Below are 17,667 nucleotides of genomic sequence, written 5' to 3'. Positions count from 1 at the left end.
GTTAATCCCTTTCGCCAGGCGCGTTGCTTTGCCGCAGCCTTTTCAGCGCGTCAACCACCGTCGAGACGCGCGAGGATTTCGAGCCCTTGACCAGCACGATATCGCCGGTCGCGGCCAGTTCATCCGCCCGCGCGGCCAGCGTGGCGGCGTCCTCGGCCCAGATGCCGCGCTTGGTTTCGGGCAGCGCGTCGAACAGCGCCCGCATGCGCGGCCCCGCTGCGTGGATCACGTCGACCAGGGCGATGGCATCGTCGCGCGCCATGTCGCGGTGCATCGCGATTTCATCCGGGCCAAGTTCCAGCATGTCGCCAAGGATGGCGACGCGGCGCCCGCCCTGCATCCGTGCCAGCGTCGCCAACCCCGCAGAAAGCGAGGTCGGGTTCGAGTTATAGGCGTCGTCGATCAACCGCAGCCCGCCCAGTTCCTCGACCGCACCGCGACCCTTGGGGGGCAGCCAATCGCCAAGCGCTACGGCGGCGGCCACGGTGTCTCCCCCGGCGGCGGCAATCGCCGCCAGCACGGCGACCGAGTTCATCGCGAAATGCGTTCCCGTGCTTTTCAACGTGTAATCAATATCCTGGCCAAGAATCCTCGCGCGGATTCGAGTGTCCGGCCCCTGCGTCTGCGCGTCGACCAGCCGCGCCATCCCGTGCTGGCCAAAGCCGATGACGATGGCCCCGGCGTGGTCGGCGCAGTCGCGCAGGATGGGGGTGACGGCAAGGTCCTCGGGCAGGATGGCGGTGCCTGCGGGTTCCAGCCCCCGAAAGACCGCGCCCTTTTCGCGCGCGATGCCCTCGATGGCGCCAAAGGCTTCCAGGTGAGCGGCCGCGACGGTGGTGATCAGGGCGACATGGGGGCGGGCCATGCGGGCGAGCGGCTCGATCTCGCCTGGGTGGTTCATGCCGATCTCGATGATGGCGAAATCGGTGTCCGCCGGCATCCGCGCCAGCGTCAGGGGGACGCCCCAATGGTTGTTGTAGCTGGCCTCGGCGGCGTGGATGCGGCCCTGCCCGGCCAGCGCGACACGGGCCATTTCCTTGGTCGAGGTCTTGCCCACCGACCCCGTGATGGCAATGACCTTGCCCGCCATCCGCGCGCGCCCTGCGCGGCCAAGCGATTCCAGCGCGGCCAGCACGTCGGGGACGACCAGCAGCGGCGCATCGGGGGCCACACCTTCGGGGATGCGGCTGACCAGCGCCGCAGCGGCGCCCTTTTCCGGCGCCTGCGCGACGAAATCATGGCCGTCGCGGACATCCTTCAGCGCGACGAACAGGTCGCCGGGGCCGATCGTGCGGGTGTCGATGGAAACGCCCGAAACGGTGAAATCCCGCGTCGCCCGCCCGCCCGTCGCAAGGGCGGCATCAGCCGAGGTCCACAGCACGCTCATATCCGCCCATCCAGCGCGGCGACCGCAACGGATGCCTGTTCCGCGTCGTCGAAGGGGTAGACGTCGCTGCCCACGATCTGCCCGGTCTCGTGCCCTTTACCCGCGATCAGCAGCGCATCGCCCGGTTGCAGGGCATCGACGCCGCGCAGGATCGCCTCGGCCCGGTCGCCGACCTCGATGGCCTCGGGACCCGCGCCGGCCATGATCTCGGCCCGGATCGCCGCCGGGTCCTCGGTCCGGGGGTTATCGTCGGTGACATAGACCAGATCGGCATGGGCCGCGGCGGCCTCGCCCATCAGGGGGCGCTTCAGCCGGTCGCGGTCGCCGCCCGCGCCAAAGACGACGACGATGCGGCCCATCACATGCGGGCGCAGGCTTTGCAGCGCCGAGGCCAGCGCGCCCGGCTTGTGGCTGTAATCGACAAAGACCGCCGCGCCGTTTTCGCGGATCGCGGCCAGCTCCATCCGCCCGCGCACGGTGGTCAGTTGCGGCAGCGTCGGGATCAGGTCGGCAGGGTCCTCGCCCGAGGCCATCGCCAGCCCCATCGCCGCCAGCACGTTTTCCGCCTGAAAGCCGCCGATCAGCGACAGCCGCACCAGATGCGCCTGCCCGCGCAGCGAAAAGCGCAGGTCCTGCCCGGTGGCGTCGTAACGCTGGCCAAGGATGCGCAGGTCGGCCCCTTCGTCGCGGCCAATGGTCAGCAGGTCCAGCCCTTGCGCGCGCGCGATCCCGGCCATCTGGCGCCCGCGCGGGTCGTCGACGTTGATGACCGCGCCCGCGCCTTCGTCCAGAATATGATTGAACAACAATGCCTTTGCATCGAAATATTCATCGAAATTCTTGTGATAGTCCAGGTGGTCCTGGCTGAAGTTCGTGAACGCCCCGGCCATCACCCGCACCCCGTCCAGCCGGCGCTGGTCCAGCCCGTGCGAGGATGCCTCGATCGCCGCATGGGTGACGCCCGCGGCGGCAGCCTCGGCCAGCACGCGGTGCAGGGTGATCGGCTCGGGCGTGGTATGGGCCAGCCTGGCCTGATAATCGCCCTGCACGCCCATCGTGCCCAGGCTGATCGCCTTCAGGCCCCGCTGCTGCCAGATCTGGCGGGTGAAATTCGCGACCGAGGTCTTGCCCGAAGTCCCCGTCACCGCGACCAGCTTTTCGGGCTGCGCCCCGAACCAAAGCGCCGCGGCGGCGGCAAGAGCGGCACGGGGGTCCTCGACCACGACCAGCGCGGTATCCGCGCCCGCCAGCGCATCGCCGGCCAGCGCCGCGCCCGCGCGGTCGGTCAGCACCGCCGCCGCACCCTGGCGCAGCGCATATTGGATGAACTGCCCCCCATGCGCGACCGAGCCGGGCAGCGCGGCGAACAGATGGCCGGGCCGCACCTCTCGCGAATCCACCGCCAGTCCGGTGATGGCCGGATCGCGCGCCTTGTCGCCCCTCAGCCCCAGCAGGGACAACCGTTTCGCCTGATCAGTCACAAGACCTCCGCTAGCCTAGTTCGAGACGAGCCTTACCGCGTCGCCGTGACGCGGTTCAATGACGGGCAGTTCCTGCTCGGTCTGCGGACGCAGGCCCAGCAGGGGGGCGATACGGCGGATCAGCTCGGCAGCCACGGGAACGGTGGTGGTGCCCGCGGTCCGCGTCTCGACCCCGTTCACGTTGCGCGCCGTCGGTTCGTCCAGCGTCACGACCAGCACATATTTCGGATCGCTGGCCGGAAAGACGGATGCGAAGGTCGTCACGTTCTTCTTGTCGTAATAGCCGCCGCCCGGACGGGGCTTGTCGGCGGTGCCGGTCTTGCCCGCGATCTCGTAGCCCTCGACATTGGCGGTGCGGGCGGTGCCGTTGGTCACGACCTGCCGCAAGAGCGCGACCGAGGTATCGGCGGCGCGCTGCGAGATCACGCGCTCGCCCGCCGCACGGTTGCGGCCATGCACCAGCGTCGGGCGCACCCGGATGCCGTCATTGGCCAGCGTCGCATAGGCGCTGGCAAGGTGCAGCGGGCTGGCGGCAAGGCCGTGGCCAAAGGACACGGTCGCGGCGGTCACGGCGGGCCAGCGTTGCGGAACCAGCGGACGTCCGGTCGGGGCCTCGGTCATCTCCAGGGGCGTCGCCTCGAAGAAGCCCAGGTCTTGCAGGAATTGCCGCTGCCGCTCGACCCCCACCATCTGCGCGATCCTGACCGTGCCCACGTTCGAGGACTTGACGATGATATCGGCCACCGACATCTGCCGCCCGTAGTTGTAGAAATCGCGGATGCGGTATTTCCCGATCGTCATGGGCGAGACGGTGTTGATCTGCGTGGCCGGGTTCACCAGCCCCTGGTCGATCGCCTGCGCCACCGGAAAGATCTTGAAGGTCGAGCCAAGCTCGTACTGCCCCTGCACCGCGCGGTTGAACAGCGGGCTGTCGGACGGATCGCCCGTCAGCAGCGGGCGCGGGCGGTCGTTGGGGTCGAAATCGGGCAGGCTGGCCATGGCCAGAACCTCGCCGGTCGCGACCTCCATCAGGATGCTGGTAGCGCCCTTGGCGTTCATCACGCTCATGCCGTTGGCCAGCACTTCCTCCATCGCCGACTGGATGGTCAGGTCGATGGACAGGCGCAGCGGCGCGCCGTCGTTCGCGGGGTCGCGCAGCCAGGAATCGAATGCCTTTTCGACGCCCGCCATGCCCAGCACCTCGGCGCTGCTGACGCCCTCCTGGCCAAAGCGGGTGCCGCCCAGGATATGGCTGGCGACGCGGCCATTGGGGTAAAGCCGCATCTCGCGCGGGCCGAACAGCAGGCCCGGCTCGCCGATGTCATGGACGGCCTGCATCTGTTCGGGGCTGATCTTCTTGCGCACCCACAGGAAGGTGCGCTTGCCGGTGAAGTCGCGCAGCATCCGGTCTTCGTCCAGGTCGGGGAAGATGCGCGCCAGTTCATGCGCTGCGCGTTCGGGTTCGACCATCTGGTGGGGATGGGCGTAAAGCGAATGGGTCAGCAGGTTCGTCGCCAGCACCCGCCCGTGCCGGTCGGTGATGTCGGCGCGCTGCGAAATGATCTGCGCGCCCGAGGATTGCACGCGCGGCTCGCTCGGCTGGCCCGAGGCCAGCGCGCCCATCCGCAGCCCGACCGTGGCGAAGGCGATCATGAACAGCGCGGCGGTCATCTTCAGCCGGCTTTCGGCGCGCTTGCGGGCACGGTCCTGAATCTGGGCGTGGCGGGCCGCGCGGTTCTCGGCCTCGATGGCGTCGGGGTTTTCGCCCTTGTCGCGGGCGCGAAGGATACGGGCCAGGGGGCGCAGGGGGGTGCGGATCATGGCTGGGGCTCCTCGGTCGGGGCGTCGTCGGGTTCAGGTTCGGGTTCCGGCTCGGGATAGGCGACATGGCCGATATCGACGAACTGGCCCGAGTTCAGCGGCACCAGCAGAAGCCGGTCGAAGTTCAGATCGACCAGTTCCTTCAGTCGCTCGGGACGGTTCAGATAAGCCCATTCAGCGCGCAGGTCGCTCAGTTCCTCGCGCAGGCCCGCGATCTGGCGCTGGACCTGCGCCATCTCGTTGATGGCGGATTGGGTGCGGTAATTCTCGCGGTAGGCCCAGAAGGCCAGGCCCATCACGCAAAGCGCCGTCGCAAGGTAAAGGACCGACCGCATCACGCACCCCCCGGCAGGACCGGAAGGCCCAGCATCGCCGGATCGACGCGCCCCGCCGGGGCGTCGCTGCGCACCGCCACCCGCAGCAGGGCCGAGCGCGCGCGGGGGTTCGCCGCCATCTCGTCCGCATCCGGGCCGATGGCGCGGCGGAAGGGCAGCGAGAAGGCGGGCGCCCCGGTTTCGGGCGCGGGCGCATGGCGGCTGCCGCCCCCGGCGCTGCCGGAACGATGCTGCATGAAACGCTTGACGATGCGGTCCTCAAGCGAATGGAAGCTGACCACCGCCAGCCTGCCACCGGGACGCAAGGCGCGCTCGGCCGCCGCAAGCCCGGCGACAAGCTGGCCGAATTCGTCGTTGACCCAGATACGGATGGCCTGAAAGCTGCGGGTCGCCGGATGGCTCTGGCCCGGCTTGGGACGCGGCAGGCAGGCAGCCACGATCTCGGCCAGTTGGGCGGTGCGGGTCAGGGGGCGGGCCTTCACGATGGCCCGCGCGATGCGGCGCGAGGCGCGTTCCTCGCCGAAATGATAAAGCACGTTCGCGATGGTGGTCTCATCGGCGCCGTTCAGCAGATCGGCGGCGCTTGGCCCGTCGCCGCCCATGCGCATGTCCAGCGGGCCGTCGCGCAGAAAGGAAAAGCCGCGTTCTGGCTGGTCAAGCTGCATCGAACTGACCCCAAGGTCCAGCACAACCCCATCGACAGGCCCGCCCGCGATCCGGTCGAGATCGGCAAAGACCCCCTGCTCCAGCCGCAGCCGGTCGCCGTATTCGCCCATCCAGCCCCGCGCCAGCGCCAGCACCGTGGGGTCGCGGTCGATCCCGATCACCGCTTGCGCCCCGGCCTCCAGCAGCCCGCGCGCATAGCCGCCCGCGCCGAAGGTGCCATCGACCCACAGCCCTTCCACCGGCGCGACCGCGCGCAGCAATGGCCCCAGCAGGACCGGGACATGAGGCGCGGCAGAGCTCTGCATCACGCCCCCTCGGCGCCCGAGGGCGTCAGCAGGGAAAGGGGATCCGCGCCCGGCTCGAACTCGGGGACGCGGGATTCAAGCTCGCGCTCTTCCTCGCGGTAGCTTTGGGGCGACCAGACCTTGAGGTAATCGCCCGCCGCGATGAAGAAGGCGCTGTCGCTCAGCCCGATCTTCTCGCGCAGCTTCTGGGGCAGGACCAGGCGGCCGTCGCCGTCGATCTCGGCTTCCTCGGCATGGCCGTGATAGATGTTTTCCAAGAGGTTGCGGGCGGCGCTGCCGCGCGGCAGGGCGGCGATCTGGTCGTCGATTTCCTCGATCGCCTGCATGGTGAAAAGCTGGATATGCTTCCAGCTTGCGGTGCCGAAGACGATGACCATCTGCGGGCGCTTGCCGGTTTCCCATTCGGGGTCGCAGGATTCGAAGACGCGGCGGAACTTGGCCGGGATCGAGACGCGACCCTTGGCGTCCACCTTGACTTCTTCCGATCCTCTGAACCTGCGCGCCACCGGCCCGCACTCCTTCCACTGTCCCACGCCTTTCCGGTCGCCCGGAAAAACAAAGGGCGGATCGGGCTGCTGCCACTGCCCGATCCGCCGCCCTCGTTCCCATTACTGGGCCCCGAAGTTTCGGGGATCGCCCGGCTTGTCACGCCACCTGGGGGAGGTGCTGCTCGCGCGGCGCCGGGTCGTTGTCTGGATACGGGTGCCTGTATGAAGCCTGCTTGTCGCCTCGGGGTTCTTTTGCGCCCCTTGTGTCCCGTCTCCGTGAGTCAGGGATGGCATGGGATTTTACGGGAAGCAATGGGTTTGTTCGGTCCGCATTGCTGGCCGTGGCCCGCACATCACAGGAACAGGCCGGGAACATTGTCACACTGCCGTGATAGAGGGCAGACATATAGCTTAGGCTTGCAAGAAAAATACCATATATGGTGCTAATTGCCCTGTGACAAATAAATCCCATGCTTTCCCAAAAAACCCCTGCCCGATGCGGAAACTCGCCGAACCGCTCTGTTCAAACGGCAAGTTTTCGGCCAAGGACGCCCGGAATCACGCCGAATCACGCGCGAGTGATTCGAGATGCCTCCGCCCGATCCCGTGAATTCCCAGCCAGCACGCCCGCCCGGAATCGAAAGCCCCGGAACGCAGCAAGCGATCCGGGGCGCGCGCGCATGTCGCAATACCGGGCCGGGGTCAGGCCATGCCGCCGCCGATCAGCCGCTCGGCCAGGCGGGCATAGGCATCCGCGACGGCACCCTCGCCCGCCGCGATGGGCCGGCCCGCGTCGCCGGCAAGGCGGACCTCCAGTTCCAGCGGCAACTCGCCCAGGAAAGGCAGGCCAAGCGCCTCGGCCTCGGCGGCGACACCGCCATGACCGAACAGATGCGCCTCGTGCCCGCAGTTGGGGCAGCGATAAAAGGACATGTTCTCGATCAGCCCCAGGACCGGGGTGCGCAGCTTGTTGAACATGTCGATGGCCCGGCGCGCGTCCAGCAGCGCCACGTCCTGCGGGGTCGAGACGATGACCGCCCCGCTGACCTGCGCCTTCTGGCACAGCGAAAGCTGAACGTCGCCCGTCCCCGGCGGCAGATCGACCAGCAGAACGTCCAGTTCGCCCCAGTTCACTTGGGTCAGCATCTGCTGCAAGGCGCCCATCAGCATGGGGCCGCGCCAGACGACTGCCTCGCCGTCCTTCATCATCAGGCCAAGCGACATCACGGTGACGCCATGCGCATGAAGCGGCTCGATGGTCTGCCCGTCGCTGCTGGGACGGTCGGTCACGCCCAGCATGCGCGGCTGCGAAGGGCCGTAGATATCGGCGTCCAGCACCCCGACCTTGCGCCCCTTCCTCGCCAGCGCCACGGCAAGGTTCGAGGTCACGGTCGATTTCCCCACCCCGCCCTTGCCGGACCCGATGGCGACGATGCGCGCGACGCCCCGGACCGGTTCGGGTCCCTGCTGCGGCGTCGGATGGCGCCCGATTTGCAGGTTGGGCGGCTGCCCCTGCCCCGATGCGCGCGCGACATCGCCCTGCGGCGCGGGCGCGCGGCCCCCAGCGGGCGCGGTCATCACGATCGAGACCTTCGCGACCCCCGGCAGCGCCAGCAGGCGGCGCTCGGCCTCGGCCTCGGCATCGCGCATCTGCGCGGCCATCCGGGCATCGGCGACCTCGATCACGAAACGGATGTTGCCGTCGTCCACCACCAGGGCGCGAATCAGGTCGGCGGCCACCAGGTTCCCACCGCCGGGAATCGGCACCTCGGACAGGACCGAAAGAACTTCGTCGCGAGAAATCGCCATGTCACCCCCAGGATTTCTTGTGTGATACGGCACAATGACAGGCCCGGCACCGGCCCGCAAGTCGGCCATGCGGGACCGGCCGCGTGATCGGAACCACGGGACCCGGCCCTTGCAAACGCTGCCTGACGCTGCGTCGCGGCATGAGCGGCGACACGGAATTCTCACAGGAATGTCAAAGGTTAACGGGCCGTCAAAAGGATGAGCCATGCGGTTTCTGCATAGCAGAATCGCTAATCCAGCCATTGTGCAGGTGCAGAAAATATCCCATCTTGTCCCCAAGGCCGAAACAGGAAGAACCTGTCAGGCAGAACGAAAGCGAAGATGGGCGAAGGAAATGGCCGTTCTTGATCTGGATCATGGCAGCGTCAAATCCCCGGCAAGCCGGGGCGGCAAGTCGCTGCTGCGCTCGATCGCGAACTATTTCGAGCGTCGCGCCGTTTATAACGAGACGCTGCGCGAACTGAGCATGAAGACCGATCGCGAACTGGGCGATCTGGGCATTCGCCGACTGGACATGGAACGCATCGCACGCGAGGCGGCCGCCATCGGCAGGTAAGACGGAATACCCGACCCACTCCTCCTCCCTTGGGTCCGGGTTCAGGCGGCATCCCACTCCCTCCTCCCAGGGATGCCGCCATCAGATCGGACGAAGCCCGCTCCTCCCCCAGGGCTTCGACTAAGGCGGTGGCACCCGCTCCTCCTCCCCGGGTGCCACCGCAAAATCCCGCGCTTTGGGCGGGAACGGAATACGACGGCCCATCTCCTCCTCCCAGGGTCGGTCGTTAGCGGTGATGGCACCCTCCTCCCAGCCGTTACCGCACCTATACGCGGCCCCTCCTCCTCCCTGGGCCAGCGTTGTGCGGCGGCGCCCCTCCTCCTCCCTGGGCGCCGCCGCTTTTCTTTTTGGACAAACAGGGTTAACTGGCGCGCATGTTGTCCTATCAGCACGCCTATCACGCCGGGAACCTGGCCGACCTGCACAAGCACGCGCTGCTGGCGTCGATGCTGGCCTATATGGTGCAAAAGCCCAAACCGCTAAGCTATATGGAAACCCATGCGGGTCGCGCGCTCTACGACCTGTCCGACCCCGCCGCCATACGGACGGGCGAGGCCGAGGCAGGCATCAACCGCGCCCTGAGGGAAGGCTGGTTACCCCCCGATCACCCCCTGGCCGCAGCATTGGCGGCCACGCGCGCGCAACATGGGGATGCAGCCTATCCCGGCTCTCCGCTGATCGCGCGGCATTTCCTGCGCCCCGACGACCGCATGGACCTGGCCGAGTTGCACCCCGCCGAGGCCGAGGCGCTGGCCGCCGTCATGGTCGGCGCGCAGGTTCACCGGCAGGACGGCCTTGTCATGGCCAACGCGCTTTGCCCGCCCGTGCCGCGCCGGGGCCTGCTGCTGGTCGATCCCAGCTATGAGGTGAAATCGGACTATCGGGCCATCCCCGCCTTCATCCGCAAGATCGCGCGCAAGTGGAATGTCGGCACCATCGCCCTGTGGTATCCGCTGCTGAGCGACGCGCGGCACATGGCGATGGCGGATGAGGTCGCGGGGATGGGCGCGTTGCGCCACGAGGTCCGCTTTCCCGCGCTGAGACCGGGGCATAACATGGTAGGATCGGGCATGATCGTCGTGAACCCGCCCTTTGGGCTGGAGGACGAGGCGGCGCGTCTGACCGCGATCCTTGCCGCGATCTGAGGGATTGGCGGGCCGAGAGATTGGCGGGGCCGCGCGTGGTTGCGCGGTCGGGGTTTGGGTATTTGGGTGATGAAGAAAGCGGGCCGGATCGCCTATCCGGGCACGGCTGCGGCGATCCGGCGGTCGAGTTCGCATTCGGGACCACTGGCCCAGGGGCGGAAGCGCAGGCGGAAGGCGTCGAGCCGGGCCTGCGGGTCGCATTCGGGATAACCGATGGCGGTCAGGCTTTGGGCAAGCGGCAGGTCGGGACCGGGGGCCGCCGGCCAGACCGAGAGGCCCATGCGGGCAAGCCGTTGCCAGTCGAAGCGCGGGCCGGGATCGGTCTTGCGGCCCGGCGCCATGTCCGAATGGCCGATGACGCCCCTGGCCGGGATCGGCCAGCGGGAAAGGACCTGGGCCAGCAGCTTTTCGAGTCCGCGCATCTGCCTTGCCGGAAAGGGGCGGTCGCCGGGATTGACGATCTCGATCCCGATGGAACGCGAATTGACATCGCCCCTGCCCCGCCACGCCCCTGCCCCGGCGTGCCATGCCCGGCGTTCCTCGGGGACGAGGCATTCGGGCGTGCCGTCTTCGTAGAGCAGCCAATGTGCCGAGACCTGCGATTGCGGATCGCAGAGGCGGGCGCGGGCCGAGGCTGCGTCCTTCATGCCGGTATAGTGCAGCACGACCAGTTCGGGCCGGCCGCCGTCGCGTCTTTCGCCGTGGTTGGGCGAGGGTGCGATCACCCTTGCTGCTGGCGATAGGGGCGCGGGTCCCATCCGCAGACGAAGCCGTCTCCGTCGGGGTCCATGCCGTGGGCGTCGACGATCGGTCCGCCTGCCGACAGGAACGCGGCCTGTGCGGCGGCGGCATCGCGGTAGCTGCGGCAGGCGCGTTCGGCGGTGGCGGCGGATGGCGCGTTGCGCGGATAGACGGCGGTGCCGGGTTCGTGGCGTTCACCCTGGGCGAATCGGGCCAGGTCCGGGTTGCGCGCCGCGACCTGCCGTTGGACGGGGGCGGCGGCGGCACGGGGCTGGCCGCCTGCGATGACGTCGGGGGTCGGCGCCTCGGCGGGAAGCTGGACGGGAATCACCTTAGGCGCCTGACCTTGCCCGGTCAGCGCGTTTTCGCGGGCACGAAGATATTCGCCATAGGGACCCGAACTCATGACGTAATTCGGGTTCCAGCCCGCATTCTCATTGCAGGCAGCCAAGACCAGCAGCCCGAGAATCGCCAGTTTGCGCATGTCCCAAGTCCCTTCGTTTCTACGGTTTCCAGCCTACCACCAGCGTGCGGGCTTCGCCACAAAGCCCGCCGCATTTTCCAGCACCTGCGCGGTATTCAGCAACTCGTCCTCGGCCCAGGGGCGTCCGATCAGTTGCATGCCAAGCGGCAGGCCCTGCCCGTCCAGCCCGACCGGAACCGAGATGGCGGGCAGTCCCGCCAGGTTGACCGGCACCGTGAAGACATCGTTGAGATACATCTGGATCGGATCGTCCTCGGCCATCTCGCCCAGGCCGAAGGCGGCCGAGGGGGTGGCGGGGGTCAGGATCGCGTCGATGCCATCGGCATAGACCCGGTCGAAATCGCGCTTGATCAGGGCGCGCACCTTGCGGGCGCGGTTGTAATAGGCGTCATAGAAGCCCGCCGACAGGACATAGGTGCCGATCATCACGCGGCGCTGGACCTCGTCGCCGAAACCTTCGGCGCGGGTCTTTTCATACATCTCGACCACGCCGTCGCCCGCATCCAGCCGGGCGCGGTGGCCATAGCGCACCCCGTCATAGCGCGCGAGGTTCGAGGATGCCTCGGCCGGGCCGATGACGTAATAGGCGGGCAGCGCGTATTTCGTGTGCGGCAGGCTGATGTCGACGATCTCGGCGCCCGCGTCCTTCATCGCCTCGATCGATTTCTGCCAGAGCGCGTCGATCTGCGGCGGCATGCCCTCGGCCCGGTATTCGCGGGGAACGCCGATCTTGCGGCCCCGGATATCGCCGGTCAGCGCGGCTTCGTAATCCGGCACGGGCCGGTCGGCGCTGGTGGAGTCCTTGTCATCGACCGAGGCCATCGCGCCCAGCATGATCGCCGCATCGCGCACCGTCTTGGTCATTGGTCCCGCCTGGTCGAGCGAGCTGGCATAGGCGATCACGCCCCAGCGGCTGACGCGGCCATAGGTCGGCTTCAGCCCCACCGTGCCGGTATAGGACGCGGGCTGACGGATCGAGCCGCCCGTATCCGTCCCCGTCGCCGCAAGGCACAGGTCCGCCGCGACCGCCGCCGAGGAACCGCCGGACGATCCGCCCGGCGTCAGCCGCCGGTCATCGACCTTCCACGGGTTCACCGCATCGCCATAGGCGCTGGTTTCGTTGGACGAACCCATCGCGAATTCGTCCATGTTCAGCTTGCCCAGCATGACCGCGCCCGCATCCCACAGGTTTTGCGTCACGGTCGATTCGTATTCGGGGCGGAAGCCTTCCAGGATCCGGCTGGCGGCCTGGGTCGGCACGCCCTTGACGCAGAACAGGTCCTTGATGCCCACCGGGATGCCGCACATCGCAGGCGCATCGCCCCCGGCAAGGCGCTTGTCGGCGCGCGCGGCCATGTCCCGCGCGATCTCGGGCGTTTGGTGAACGAAGGCGTTCAACGCGCCCGCGCCCTCGATGGCGCCAAGGCAGGCTTCGGTCAGCTCACTCGCCGTCACCTCGCGGGCGCGCAGCCGGTCGCGGGCCTCGGCGATGGTCAGTTTGTTCAGTTCGCTCATTCCACCACCTTCGGGACTGCGAAAAAGCCCTCGCGCGCGTTGGGGGCGTTGGACAGGATCCTGTCCTGCATGCCGCCGTCGGTCACGACATCCTTGCGCCGTTTCAGCCGCATCGGCTCGACCCCGGTCATGGGTTCGACGCCTTCGACATCGACTTCGTTCAACTGTTCCATGAAATGCAGGATGCCGGTCAGCCGTTCCGCAAGCGCGGGCAGTTGGGCATCATCGACCGCAATCCTTGCAAGATGCGCGACCTTGCGGGCATCGTCCTGATTGATCGACATGGGAATTCCTTTCGCTTGGCGCCGGTTTACCTGCCACCGGGAACCGGGGCAAGCACTTGCTGGTTCATGTCCGCGAAGGATTGACGCGCGCGCCCCGACAAAGCAGGTTGCGCGCGATGTCCATGCCCCCGCCATCCCGCCGGGCGCCGTTCCAGGTGCCCGGCCCATCGTGACAGCGTTTCGGGGCTGACACATTTCCATGACAAGACAATCCGACGAACAGAAGGAGCGCATGATGAAACTGACATGGCTTGGCCATTCCGGCTTTCGACTTGAAATCGAACAGGCCGTGATCCTGATCGACCCCTGGCTGTCGGGAAACCCCATGTTCCCCGAAAACCGCCGGGACGAGGCGGTCCTGGGCGCGACGCATATCCTGCTGACCCACGGCCACGGCGACCATACCGGCGACGCGCTGGCCATCGCCCGTGAAAAGGCGATCCCGGTCGTCGGCATCTACGACCTGGTGAACTTCTGGCAATCGAAGCACGGGATCGAGGGCATCGGCTTCAACAAGGGCGGCACGGTCGATCTGGGCGGCGCGAAGGTGACGATGGTCAACGCCTCGCATTCCTCGTCCATCGACAGCGCCGAGGGACCTGTCTACGCCGGGCACGAATCGGGCTACATGATCGCGGGAAGCGGCCATGTGATCTATGTTTCGGGCGATACCGACATCATGGCGGACATGCAGTGGATGGGCGAATATCACAAGCCCGACATCGGCATCCTGTCCGCAGGCGGCCATTTCACGATGGATATGGAACGCGCCGCATGGGCCGCGCGGAAATATTTCAACTTCCGCACCATCATCCCCTGCCATTACCGCACCTTCCCGCTGCTGGCGCAGGACGCCGAGCCGCTGAAGGCCAATGTTCCCCCCGGCGTGCGCGTGCTGGAGCCCGAGGTGCTTGAGCCTATCGACCTGTAAGCAAACGAAAGCGCGGCAGGGTTTCACCCGCCGCGCTTCCTTCCCGATGTTCCGCCGCCCTTACAGGCGTTCGACCATCATATGCTTGATCGAGGCAATCGCCTTGGCCGGGTTCAGCCCCTTGGGGCAGGTGTTGGTGCAGTTCATGATGGTGTGGCAGCGATACAGCTTGAAGGGGTCCTCCAGCTCATCCAGACGCTCGCCGGTGGCCTCGTCGCGGCTGTCGATGATCCAGCGATAGGCATGCAGCAATGCCGCCGGGCCAAGATAGCGGTCGCCGTTCCACCAATAGCTGGGGCAGGAAGTCGAGCAGCAGGCGCACATCACGCATTCATAAAGCCCGTCCAGCTTCTTGCGATCCTCGATCGACTGGCGCCATTCCTTGTCGGGCGCCGGGGTCTCGGTTTCCAGATAGGGGTGGATCGAGGCATGTTGCGCATAGAAATGCGTCAGGTCCGGGATCAGGTCCTTGACCACCGGCATATGCGGCAGCGGATAGATGTTGACCTCGGCCCCCTTCACCTCGTCGATGCCGAAGATGCAGGCCAGCCGGTTGCCGCCGTCGATGTTCATCGCGCAGGAACCGCAGATGCCTTCGCGGCAGGAACGGCGGAAGGTCAGGGTCGGGTCGATCTCGTTCTTGATCTTGATCAGCGCGTCCAGCACCATCGGCCCGCAGGTGTCGAGGTCGATGAAATAGCTGTCCACCCGCGGGTTTTCACCCGTGTCGGGGTCCCAGCGATAGATGTTGAACTTGCGGACGTTCTTCGCGCCCTCGGGCCTGGGCCAGGTCTTGCCGACCCGGATGCGAGAGTTTTTCGGAAGGTTGAACTGGACCATTGGGTGATCTCCTGGTGGTCAGAACGCGGTCGCGTGATATTCGTCGAAACGGCGGTTCGCATGCGGCCAGTCATGGGCGAAGGCATGCAGATGCGCCATATGTTCGGGGCGGCGCGCCCGCGCCACCGTCACAAACAGCGAAGATTTCCGCAGGTTGTGCGGCAGGTCGTTGGTCAGCCATTCGGCGGGGCGCGGCAGCACCCAGGGCAGGATGGCGTTACGGTGCAGCCAATGGCCATAGGCATAGTCGCAGGCGCCCGCGAAAGGCTCGATCTCGGACAGGGGTGCGATGGCGTCGCCGCGCGCACAAAGCGTGCCGGTGCCGATGACCGAAACCCCGCGGACCTCGGAAAGCTCTTGCCGGAACAGGAAGTTGTGCCAGACGGGCCGCGCGGTCCCATCCGTTGCCCAGGCATTGCCCTGATAGCCGAAGACATGGCCCTGAAACCCCATCGGCCCGATCAGGTCCAGCGTGCGGGCAACGTAATCGGGCGGATAGCCGATGTCGTCGTCGATGGCAAAGACGATATCCTCGGGCGCGGGCTGGAACCAGAACTTGCCCGCATCCTTGACGTCGCGGTCGGGAACCACTGCCGTCACCTTGCCGCTTTTGCGCAGGAAGCCGGGAATGTCCTCATAGCCATTCAGCACGACGAAAAGGTGATCGACCTGCGGCAGGATCGCCTCGACGAGCCGGCGCATGATCCTGCGGCGCGGCGGAAATGTGGCAAGATGGGCGCGAATCATGTCCTGCCCGCGCCCAGTTGTTCGAAGAAGGGCGTGATCGGCGCCTGGCCTGCACGGCGCATGACGCAATCGTTATAGCTGCCCTCGGGGTTGCGGCGCGTCAGGGGGGCCTCGGTCGAGATGCCGACCGAGCCGAAACCCCTGCGCCAGCTTCCGGTGCCGACCCCGACGCCGACACTGACGCGCGGGCTGCTGTTGCGGCCCGCGTCGTTCAGCGCAAGCTGCGCGCAGATCCGCTGCGCATCCTCGACCGGGATCGGGGCCTGCTGCTGCGGGGCACAGGCCGCCAATCCCAGCATTGCCGGAAGGAGCGCGATGCCGATGACCCCACCCCGTCCCATCTTACGCCGTCGCCCGTGCCGAGGCGGCTGCCCGTGCGATGCATTCCGACGTCGCCGGACGTCCGACAATGGCCGCGACGGAATCGCCGACATTCCCGCCCGAGGCGGTCTGACGCCCGATATCGGCCAGTTCGGCGGCACTGGCGTTGTTGATGACGCAATCGGTATAGGGCGCGACATTGGCGCCCGGCAGGCGGCGCGCCATTTCCTGGTTGACCGCCGTGCGTGCGGCGGTGCGGGCGGCGGCGTCGGGCGACGGCATCGTGGGCAATGCGACCGGCGGCAGGGCCGCCTGATCGGGGTTTTGCACGACGCAGCCCGACAGGGCCAGCGCAGAGGCGGTAAGAACAACGGCAAGACGCATCAGTAAACCCTCGCTTTGGGAGCAATCTTCTTAAGGTCGATCCCGCCTTCCTCTTGCCCGGTCAGAGGTTCGAGATGGACGGGCCTGTAGGCCAGTTTAACCTTGTTCCCCTCGACCCATGCAAGCGAATGCTTGCGCCAGTTGGCGTCATCCCGCTCGGGATAGTCCTCGTGGGCATGGGCGCCGCGGCTTTCCTTGCGCGCCTCGGCGGCGACGATGGTGGTCAGCGCGTTCGGCATGAGGTTGGTCAGCTCCAGCGTTTCCATCAGGTCGCTGTTCCAGATCAGGCTGCGGTCGGTGACGTGCAGATCGTCCAGCTTGGCGGCGATGGCCTCCATCTTGACGACGCCTTCGGCCAGCGTCTTGTCGGTGCGGAAAACGGCGGCGTCGGCCTGCATGGTGCGCTGCATTTCCAGCCGCAATTCGGCCGTGGGGGTGCCGCCATCGGCATGGCGCAGCCTGTCGAAGCGGTCCAGCGCCTTGTCCACCTGTTCCTTGTTGGTCGAGGGGATGGCGGCATCGCGGTCGATCACCTGCCCCGCGCGGATCGCGGCGGCGCGGCCGAACACCACCAGGTCGATCAGGCTGTTCGAGCCAAGCCGGTTCGCGCCGTGAACGCTGGCGCAACCCGCCTCGCCCACCGCCATCAGGCCGGGGAAGGTGGCGTCGGGCGCGTCGGCGGTCGGGTTCAGCACCTCGCCCCAGTAGTTCGTGGGAATGCCGCCCATGTTGTAATGGACGGTCGGCAGGATCGGAATCGGTTCGCGCGTCACGTCCACGCCCGCGAAGATCCTGGCCGATTCGCTGATGCCGGGCAGGCGCTCGGCCAGGCTTTCGGGCGGCAGGTGCATCAGGTTCAGATGCATGTGATCCTTGTCAGGACCCACGCCGCGGCCCTCGCGGATCTCGATGGTGATGCAGCGCGAAACCACGTCGCGGGACGCCAGATCCTTGTAGGTCGGCGCATAACGCTCCATGAAGCGTTCGCCCTCGCTGTTGGTCAGATAGCCGCCCTCGCCCCGCGCGCCTTCGGTGATCAGGCAGCCCGAGCCATAGATGCCGGTCGGGTGGAACTGCACGAATTCCATGTCCTGCAAGGGCAGGCCCGCGCGCGCGACCATGCCGCCGCCGTCGCCGGTGCAGCTATGGGCCGAGGTCGCGCTGAAATAGGCGCGGCCATAGCCGCCGGTCGCCAGCACCACCATCTTGGCGTTGAAGACGTGGATGGTGCCGTCGTCCAGCTTCCAGCAGACGACGCCGGTGCAGGCCCCATCGGTGATGATCAGGTCAAGCGCGAAATATTCGACGAAGAACTCGGCCTTTTCCTTGAGGCTTTGCCCGTAGAGCGTGTGCAGGATCGCATGGCCGGTGCGGTCGGCGGCGGCGCAGGTGCGCTGCACCGGGGGGCCTTCGCCGAATTCGGTCGT

Annotated in this window: 19 protein-coding genes; 3 read left to right on the top strand and 16 right to left on the bottom strand. The window is 67.1% G+C overall.

The window, feature by feature from the left end; genetic code table 11:
* Position 1: 1 nt before the first annotated feature.
* From murF to Q0O97_RS09925, 7 genes are all read right to left on the bottom strand, one after another.
* On the bottom strand, positions 2 to 1,387 hold the full coding sequence (gene murF, locus Q0O97_RS09955) for a UDP-N-acetylmuramoyl-tripeptide--D-alanyl-D-alanine ligase (RefSeq protein ID WP_294928206.1): 1,386 nt from the start codon (positions 1,385 to 1,387) through the stop codon (positions 2 to 4).
* Positions 1,384 to 2,868 (bottom strand): UDP-N-acetylmuramoyl-L-alanyl-D-glutamate--2,6-diaminopimelate ligase, encoded by a 1,485-nt coding sequence (locus Q0O97_RS09950; protein ID WP_294928202.1) that lies wholly within the window; start codon positions 2,866 to 2,868, stop codon positions 1,384 to 1,386. Before Q0O97_RS09950 ends, murF begins: the two co-directional genes overlap by 4 nt.
* A gap of 15 nt (positions 2,869 to 2,883) precedes the next feature.
* Complete coding sequence (locus Q0O97_RS09945; RefSeq protein WP_294928199.1) at positions 2,884 to 4,689, bottom strand: penicillin-binding protein 2; 1,806 nt, start codon at positions 4,687 to 4,689, stop codon at positions 2,884 to 2,886.
* The gene (locus Q0O97_RS09940; protein WP_294928301.1) at positions 4,686 to 5,024 is read right to left on the bottom strand and encodes a cell division protein FtsL; all 339 of its coding nucleotides are present in this window, start codon (positions 5,022 to 5,024) and stop codon (positions 4,686 to 4,688) included. The genes Q0O97_RS09945 and Q0O97_RS09940 overlap by 4 nt, the downstream gene beginning before the upstream one ends.
* Positions 5,024 to 5,995, bottom strand: a complete 972-nt coding sequence (gene rsmH / locus Q0O97_RS09935) for a 16S rRNA (cytosine(1402)-N(4))-methyltransferase RsmH (RefSeq protein ID WP_294928196.1) — start codon at positions 5,993 to 5,995, stop codon at positions 5,024 to 5,026. Before rsmH ends, Q0O97_RS09940 begins: the two co-directional genes overlap by 1 nt.
* A complete protein-coding gene (gene mraZ / locus Q0O97_RS09930; RefSeq protein WP_294928193.1) occupies positions 5,995 to 6,501 on the bottom strand; it encodes a division/cell wall cluster transcriptional repressor MraZ in 507 nt (168 codons plus the stop codon). Before mraZ ends, rsmH begins: the two co-directional genes overlap by 1 nt.
* Positions 6,502 to 7,185: 684 nt before the next feature.
* On the bottom strand, positions 7,186 to 8,292 hold the full coding sequence (locus Q0O97_RS09925; protein ID WP_294928190.1) for an Mrp/NBP35 family ATP-binding protein: 1,107 nt from the start codon (positions 8,290 to 8,292) through the stop codon (positions 7,186 to 7,188).
* 205 nt (positions 8,293 to 8,497) lie between these two features.
* Here Q0O97_RS09925 and Q0O97_RS09920 point away from each other — a divergent pair, with 205 nt between their 5' ends.
* Positions 8,498 to 8,848: a DUF1127 domain-containing protein gene (locus Q0O97_RS09920; protein ID WP_294928187.1), complete on the top strand. Its 351-nt coding sequence runs from the start codon at positions 8,498 to 8,500 to the stop codon at positions 8,846 to 8,848.
* Between the two features lie 374 nt (positions 8,849 to 9,222).
* Positions 9,223 to 9,993, top strand: a complete 771-nt coding sequence (rlmJ, locus tag Q0O97_RS09915; protein WP_294928184.1) for a 23S rRNA (adenine(2030)-N(6))-methyltransferase RlmJ — start codon at positions 9,223 to 9,225, stop codon at positions 9,991 to 9,993.
* Between the two features lie 92 nt (positions 9,994 to 10,085).
* Here rlmJ and Q0O97_RS09910 read toward each other — a convergent pair whose 3' ends face one another.
* From Q0O97_RS09910 to gatC, 4 genes are read right to left on the bottom strand one after another with little or no spacing between them, the layout of a single operon-like run.
* Entirely contained in the window at positions 10,086 to 10,715 is a 630-nt protein-coding gene (locus Q0O97_RS09910; RefSeq protein ID WP_294928298.1) for an N-acetylmuramoyl-L-alanine amidase, read from the bottom strand.
* Positions 10,715 to 11,218: a hypothetical protein gene (locus tag Q0O97_RS09905; protein ID WP_294928181.1), complete on the bottom strand. Its 504-nt coding sequence runs from the start codon at positions 11,216 to 11,218 to the stop codon at positions 10,715 to 10,717. The genes Q0O97_RS09910 and Q0O97_RS09905 overlap by 1 nt, the downstream gene beginning before the upstream one ends.
* A gap of 33 nt (positions 11,219 to 11,251) precedes the next feature.
* The gene (gene gatA, locus Q0O97_RS09900; protein ID WP_294928178.1) at positions 11,252 to 12,733 is read right to left on the bottom strand and encodes an Asp-tRNA(Asn)/Glu-tRNA(Gln) amidotransferase subunit GatA; all 1,482 of its coding nucleotides are present in this window, start codon (positions 12,731 to 12,733) and stop codon (positions 11,252 to 11,254) included.
* Complete coding sequence (gene gatC, locus Q0O97_RS09895) at positions 12,730 to 13,017, bottom strand: Asp-tRNA(Asn)/Glu-tRNA(Gln) amidotransferase subunit GatC (protein WP_294928175.1); 288 nt, start codon at positions 13,015 to 13,017, stop codon at positions 12,730 to 12,732. The genes gatA and gatC overlap by 4 nt, the downstream gene beginning before the upstream one ends.
* 235 nt (positions 13,018 to 13,252) lie before the next feature.
* On the opposite strand from gatC, the gene Q0O97_RS09890 reads away from it, so the two are divergent.
* Positions 13,253 to 13,948 (top strand): metal-dependent hydrolase, encoded by a 696-nt coding sequence (locus Q0O97_RS09890; RefSeq protein WP_294928172.1) that lies wholly within the window; start codon positions 13,253 to 13,255, stop codon positions 13,946 to 13,948.
* 60 nt (positions 13,949 to 14,008) lie between these two features.
* Here the strand turns inward: Q0O97_RS09890 and Q0O97_RS09885 are convergent, their stop codons facing one another.
* The 5 genes from Q0O97_RS09885 to Q0O97_RS09865 all read right to left on the bottom strand — a co-directional run.
* Entirely contained in the window at positions 14,009 to 14,788 is a 780-nt protein-coding gene (locus Q0O97_RS09885) for a succinate dehydrogenase iron-sulfur subunit (RefSeq protein WP_294928169.1), read from the bottom strand.
* A gap of 18 nt (positions 14,789 to 14,806) precedes the next feature.
* Positions 14,807 to 15,490 (bottom strand): hypothetical protein, encoded by a 684-nt coding sequence (locus tag Q0O97_RS09880; RefSeq protein ID WP_294928165.1) that lies wholly within the window; start codon positions 15,488 to 15,490, stop codon positions 14,807 to 14,809.
* Between the two features lie 41 nt (positions 15,491 to 15,531).
* Positions 15,532 to 15,876: a hypothetical protein gene (locus Q0O97_RS09875; protein ID WP_294928162.1), complete on the bottom strand. Its 345-nt coding sequence runs from the start codon at positions 15,874 to 15,876 to the stop codon at positions 15,532 to 15,534.
* Position 15,877: 1 nt separating this feature from the next.
* Positions 15,878 to 16,240, bottom strand: coding sequence for a hypothetical protein (locus tag Q0O97_RS09870; RefSeq protein WP_294928159.1), 363 nt, complete (start codon positions 16,238 to 16,240; stop codon positions 15,878 to 15,880).
* Positions 16,240 to 17,667: FAD-binding protein (locus tag Q0O97_RS09865; protein WP_294928156.1), on the bottom strand; the 1,428-nt coding region annotated here is incomplete at its 5' end. The genes Q0O97_RS09870 and Q0O97_RS09865, both read right to left, overlap by 1 nt.

This window comes from uncultured Paracoccus sp. (assembly GCF_945915435.1).
Taxonomy (GTDB): Bacteria; Pseudomonadota; Alphaproteobacteria; order Rhodobacterales; family Rhodobacteraceae; genus Paracoccus.
The sequence above is the reverse complement of the archived record's forward strand: the minus strand, read 5'-3'. Positions and strand labels throughout refer to the sequence as shown.

What these genes read in the sequence shown, in the direction of transcription:
- gatC (WP_294928175.1), bottom strand. Translation starts at nt 13,017, where the DNA reads ATGTCGATCAATCAGGACGATGCCCGCAAGGTCGCGCATCTTGCAAGG.
- murF (WP_294928206.1), bottom strand. Translation starts at nt 1,387, where the DNA reads ATGAGCGTGCTGTGGACCTCGGCTGATGCCGCCCTTGCGACGGGCGGG.
- Q0O97_RS09870 (WP_294928159.1), bottom strand. Translation starts at nt 16,240, where the DNA reads ATGCGTCTTGCCGTTGTTCTTACCGCCTCTGCGCTGGCCCTGTCGGGC.
- Q0O97_RS09905 (WP_294928181.1), bottom strand. Translation starts at nt 11,218, where the DNA reads ATGCGCAAACTGGCGATTCTCGGGCTGCTGGTCTTGGCTGCCTGCAAT.
- Q0O97_RS09945 (WP_294928199.1), bottom strand. Translation starts at nt 4,689, where the DNA reads ATGATCCGCACCCCCCTGCGCCCCCTGGCCCGTATCCTTCGCGCCCGC.
- gatA (WP_294928178.1), bottom strand. Translation starts at nt 12,733, where the DNA reads ATGAGCGAACTGAACAAACTGACCATCGCCGAGGCCCGCGACCGGCTG.
- Q0O97_RS09920 (WP_294928187.1), top strand. Translation starts at nt 8,498, where the DNA reads ATGCGGTTTCTGCATAGCAGAATCGCTAATCCAGCCATTGTGCAGGTG.
- Q0O97_RS09875 (WP_294928162.1), bottom strand. Translation starts at nt 15,876, where the DNA reads ATGGGACGGGGTGGGGTCATCGGCATCGCGCTCCTTCCGGCAATGCTG.
- Q0O97_RS09925 (WP_294928190.1), bottom strand. Translation starts at nt 8,292, where the DNA reads ATGGCGATTTCTCGCGACGAAGTTCTTTCGGTCCTGTCCGAGGTGCCG.
- Q0O97_RS09940 (WP_294928301.1), bottom strand. Translation starts at nt 5,024, where the DNA reads ATGCGGTCGGTCCTTTACCTTGCGACGGCGCTTTGCGTGATGGGCCTG.
- Q0O97_RS09880 (WP_294928165.1), bottom strand. Translation starts at nt 15,490, where the DNA reads ATGCGCCGGCTCGTCGAGGCGATCCTGCCGCAGGTCGATCACCTTTTC.
- rsmH (WP_294928196.1), bottom strand. Translation starts at nt 5,995, where the DNA reads ATGCAGAGCTCTGCCGCGCCTCATGTCCCGGTCCTGCTGGGGCCATTG.
- rlmJ (WP_294928184.1), top strand. Translation starts at nt 9,223, where the DNA reads ATGTTGTCCTATCAGCACGCCTATCACGCCGGGAACCTGGCCGACCTG.
- Q0O97_RS09885 (WP_294928169.1), bottom strand. Translation starts at nt 14,788, where the DNA reads ATGGTCCAGTTCAACCTTCCGAAAAACTCTCGCATCCGGGTCGGCAAG.
- Q0O97_RS09890 (WP_294928172.1), top strand. Translation starts at nt 13,253, where the DNA reads ATGAAACTGACATGGCTTGGCCATTCCGGCTTTCGACTTGAAATCGAA.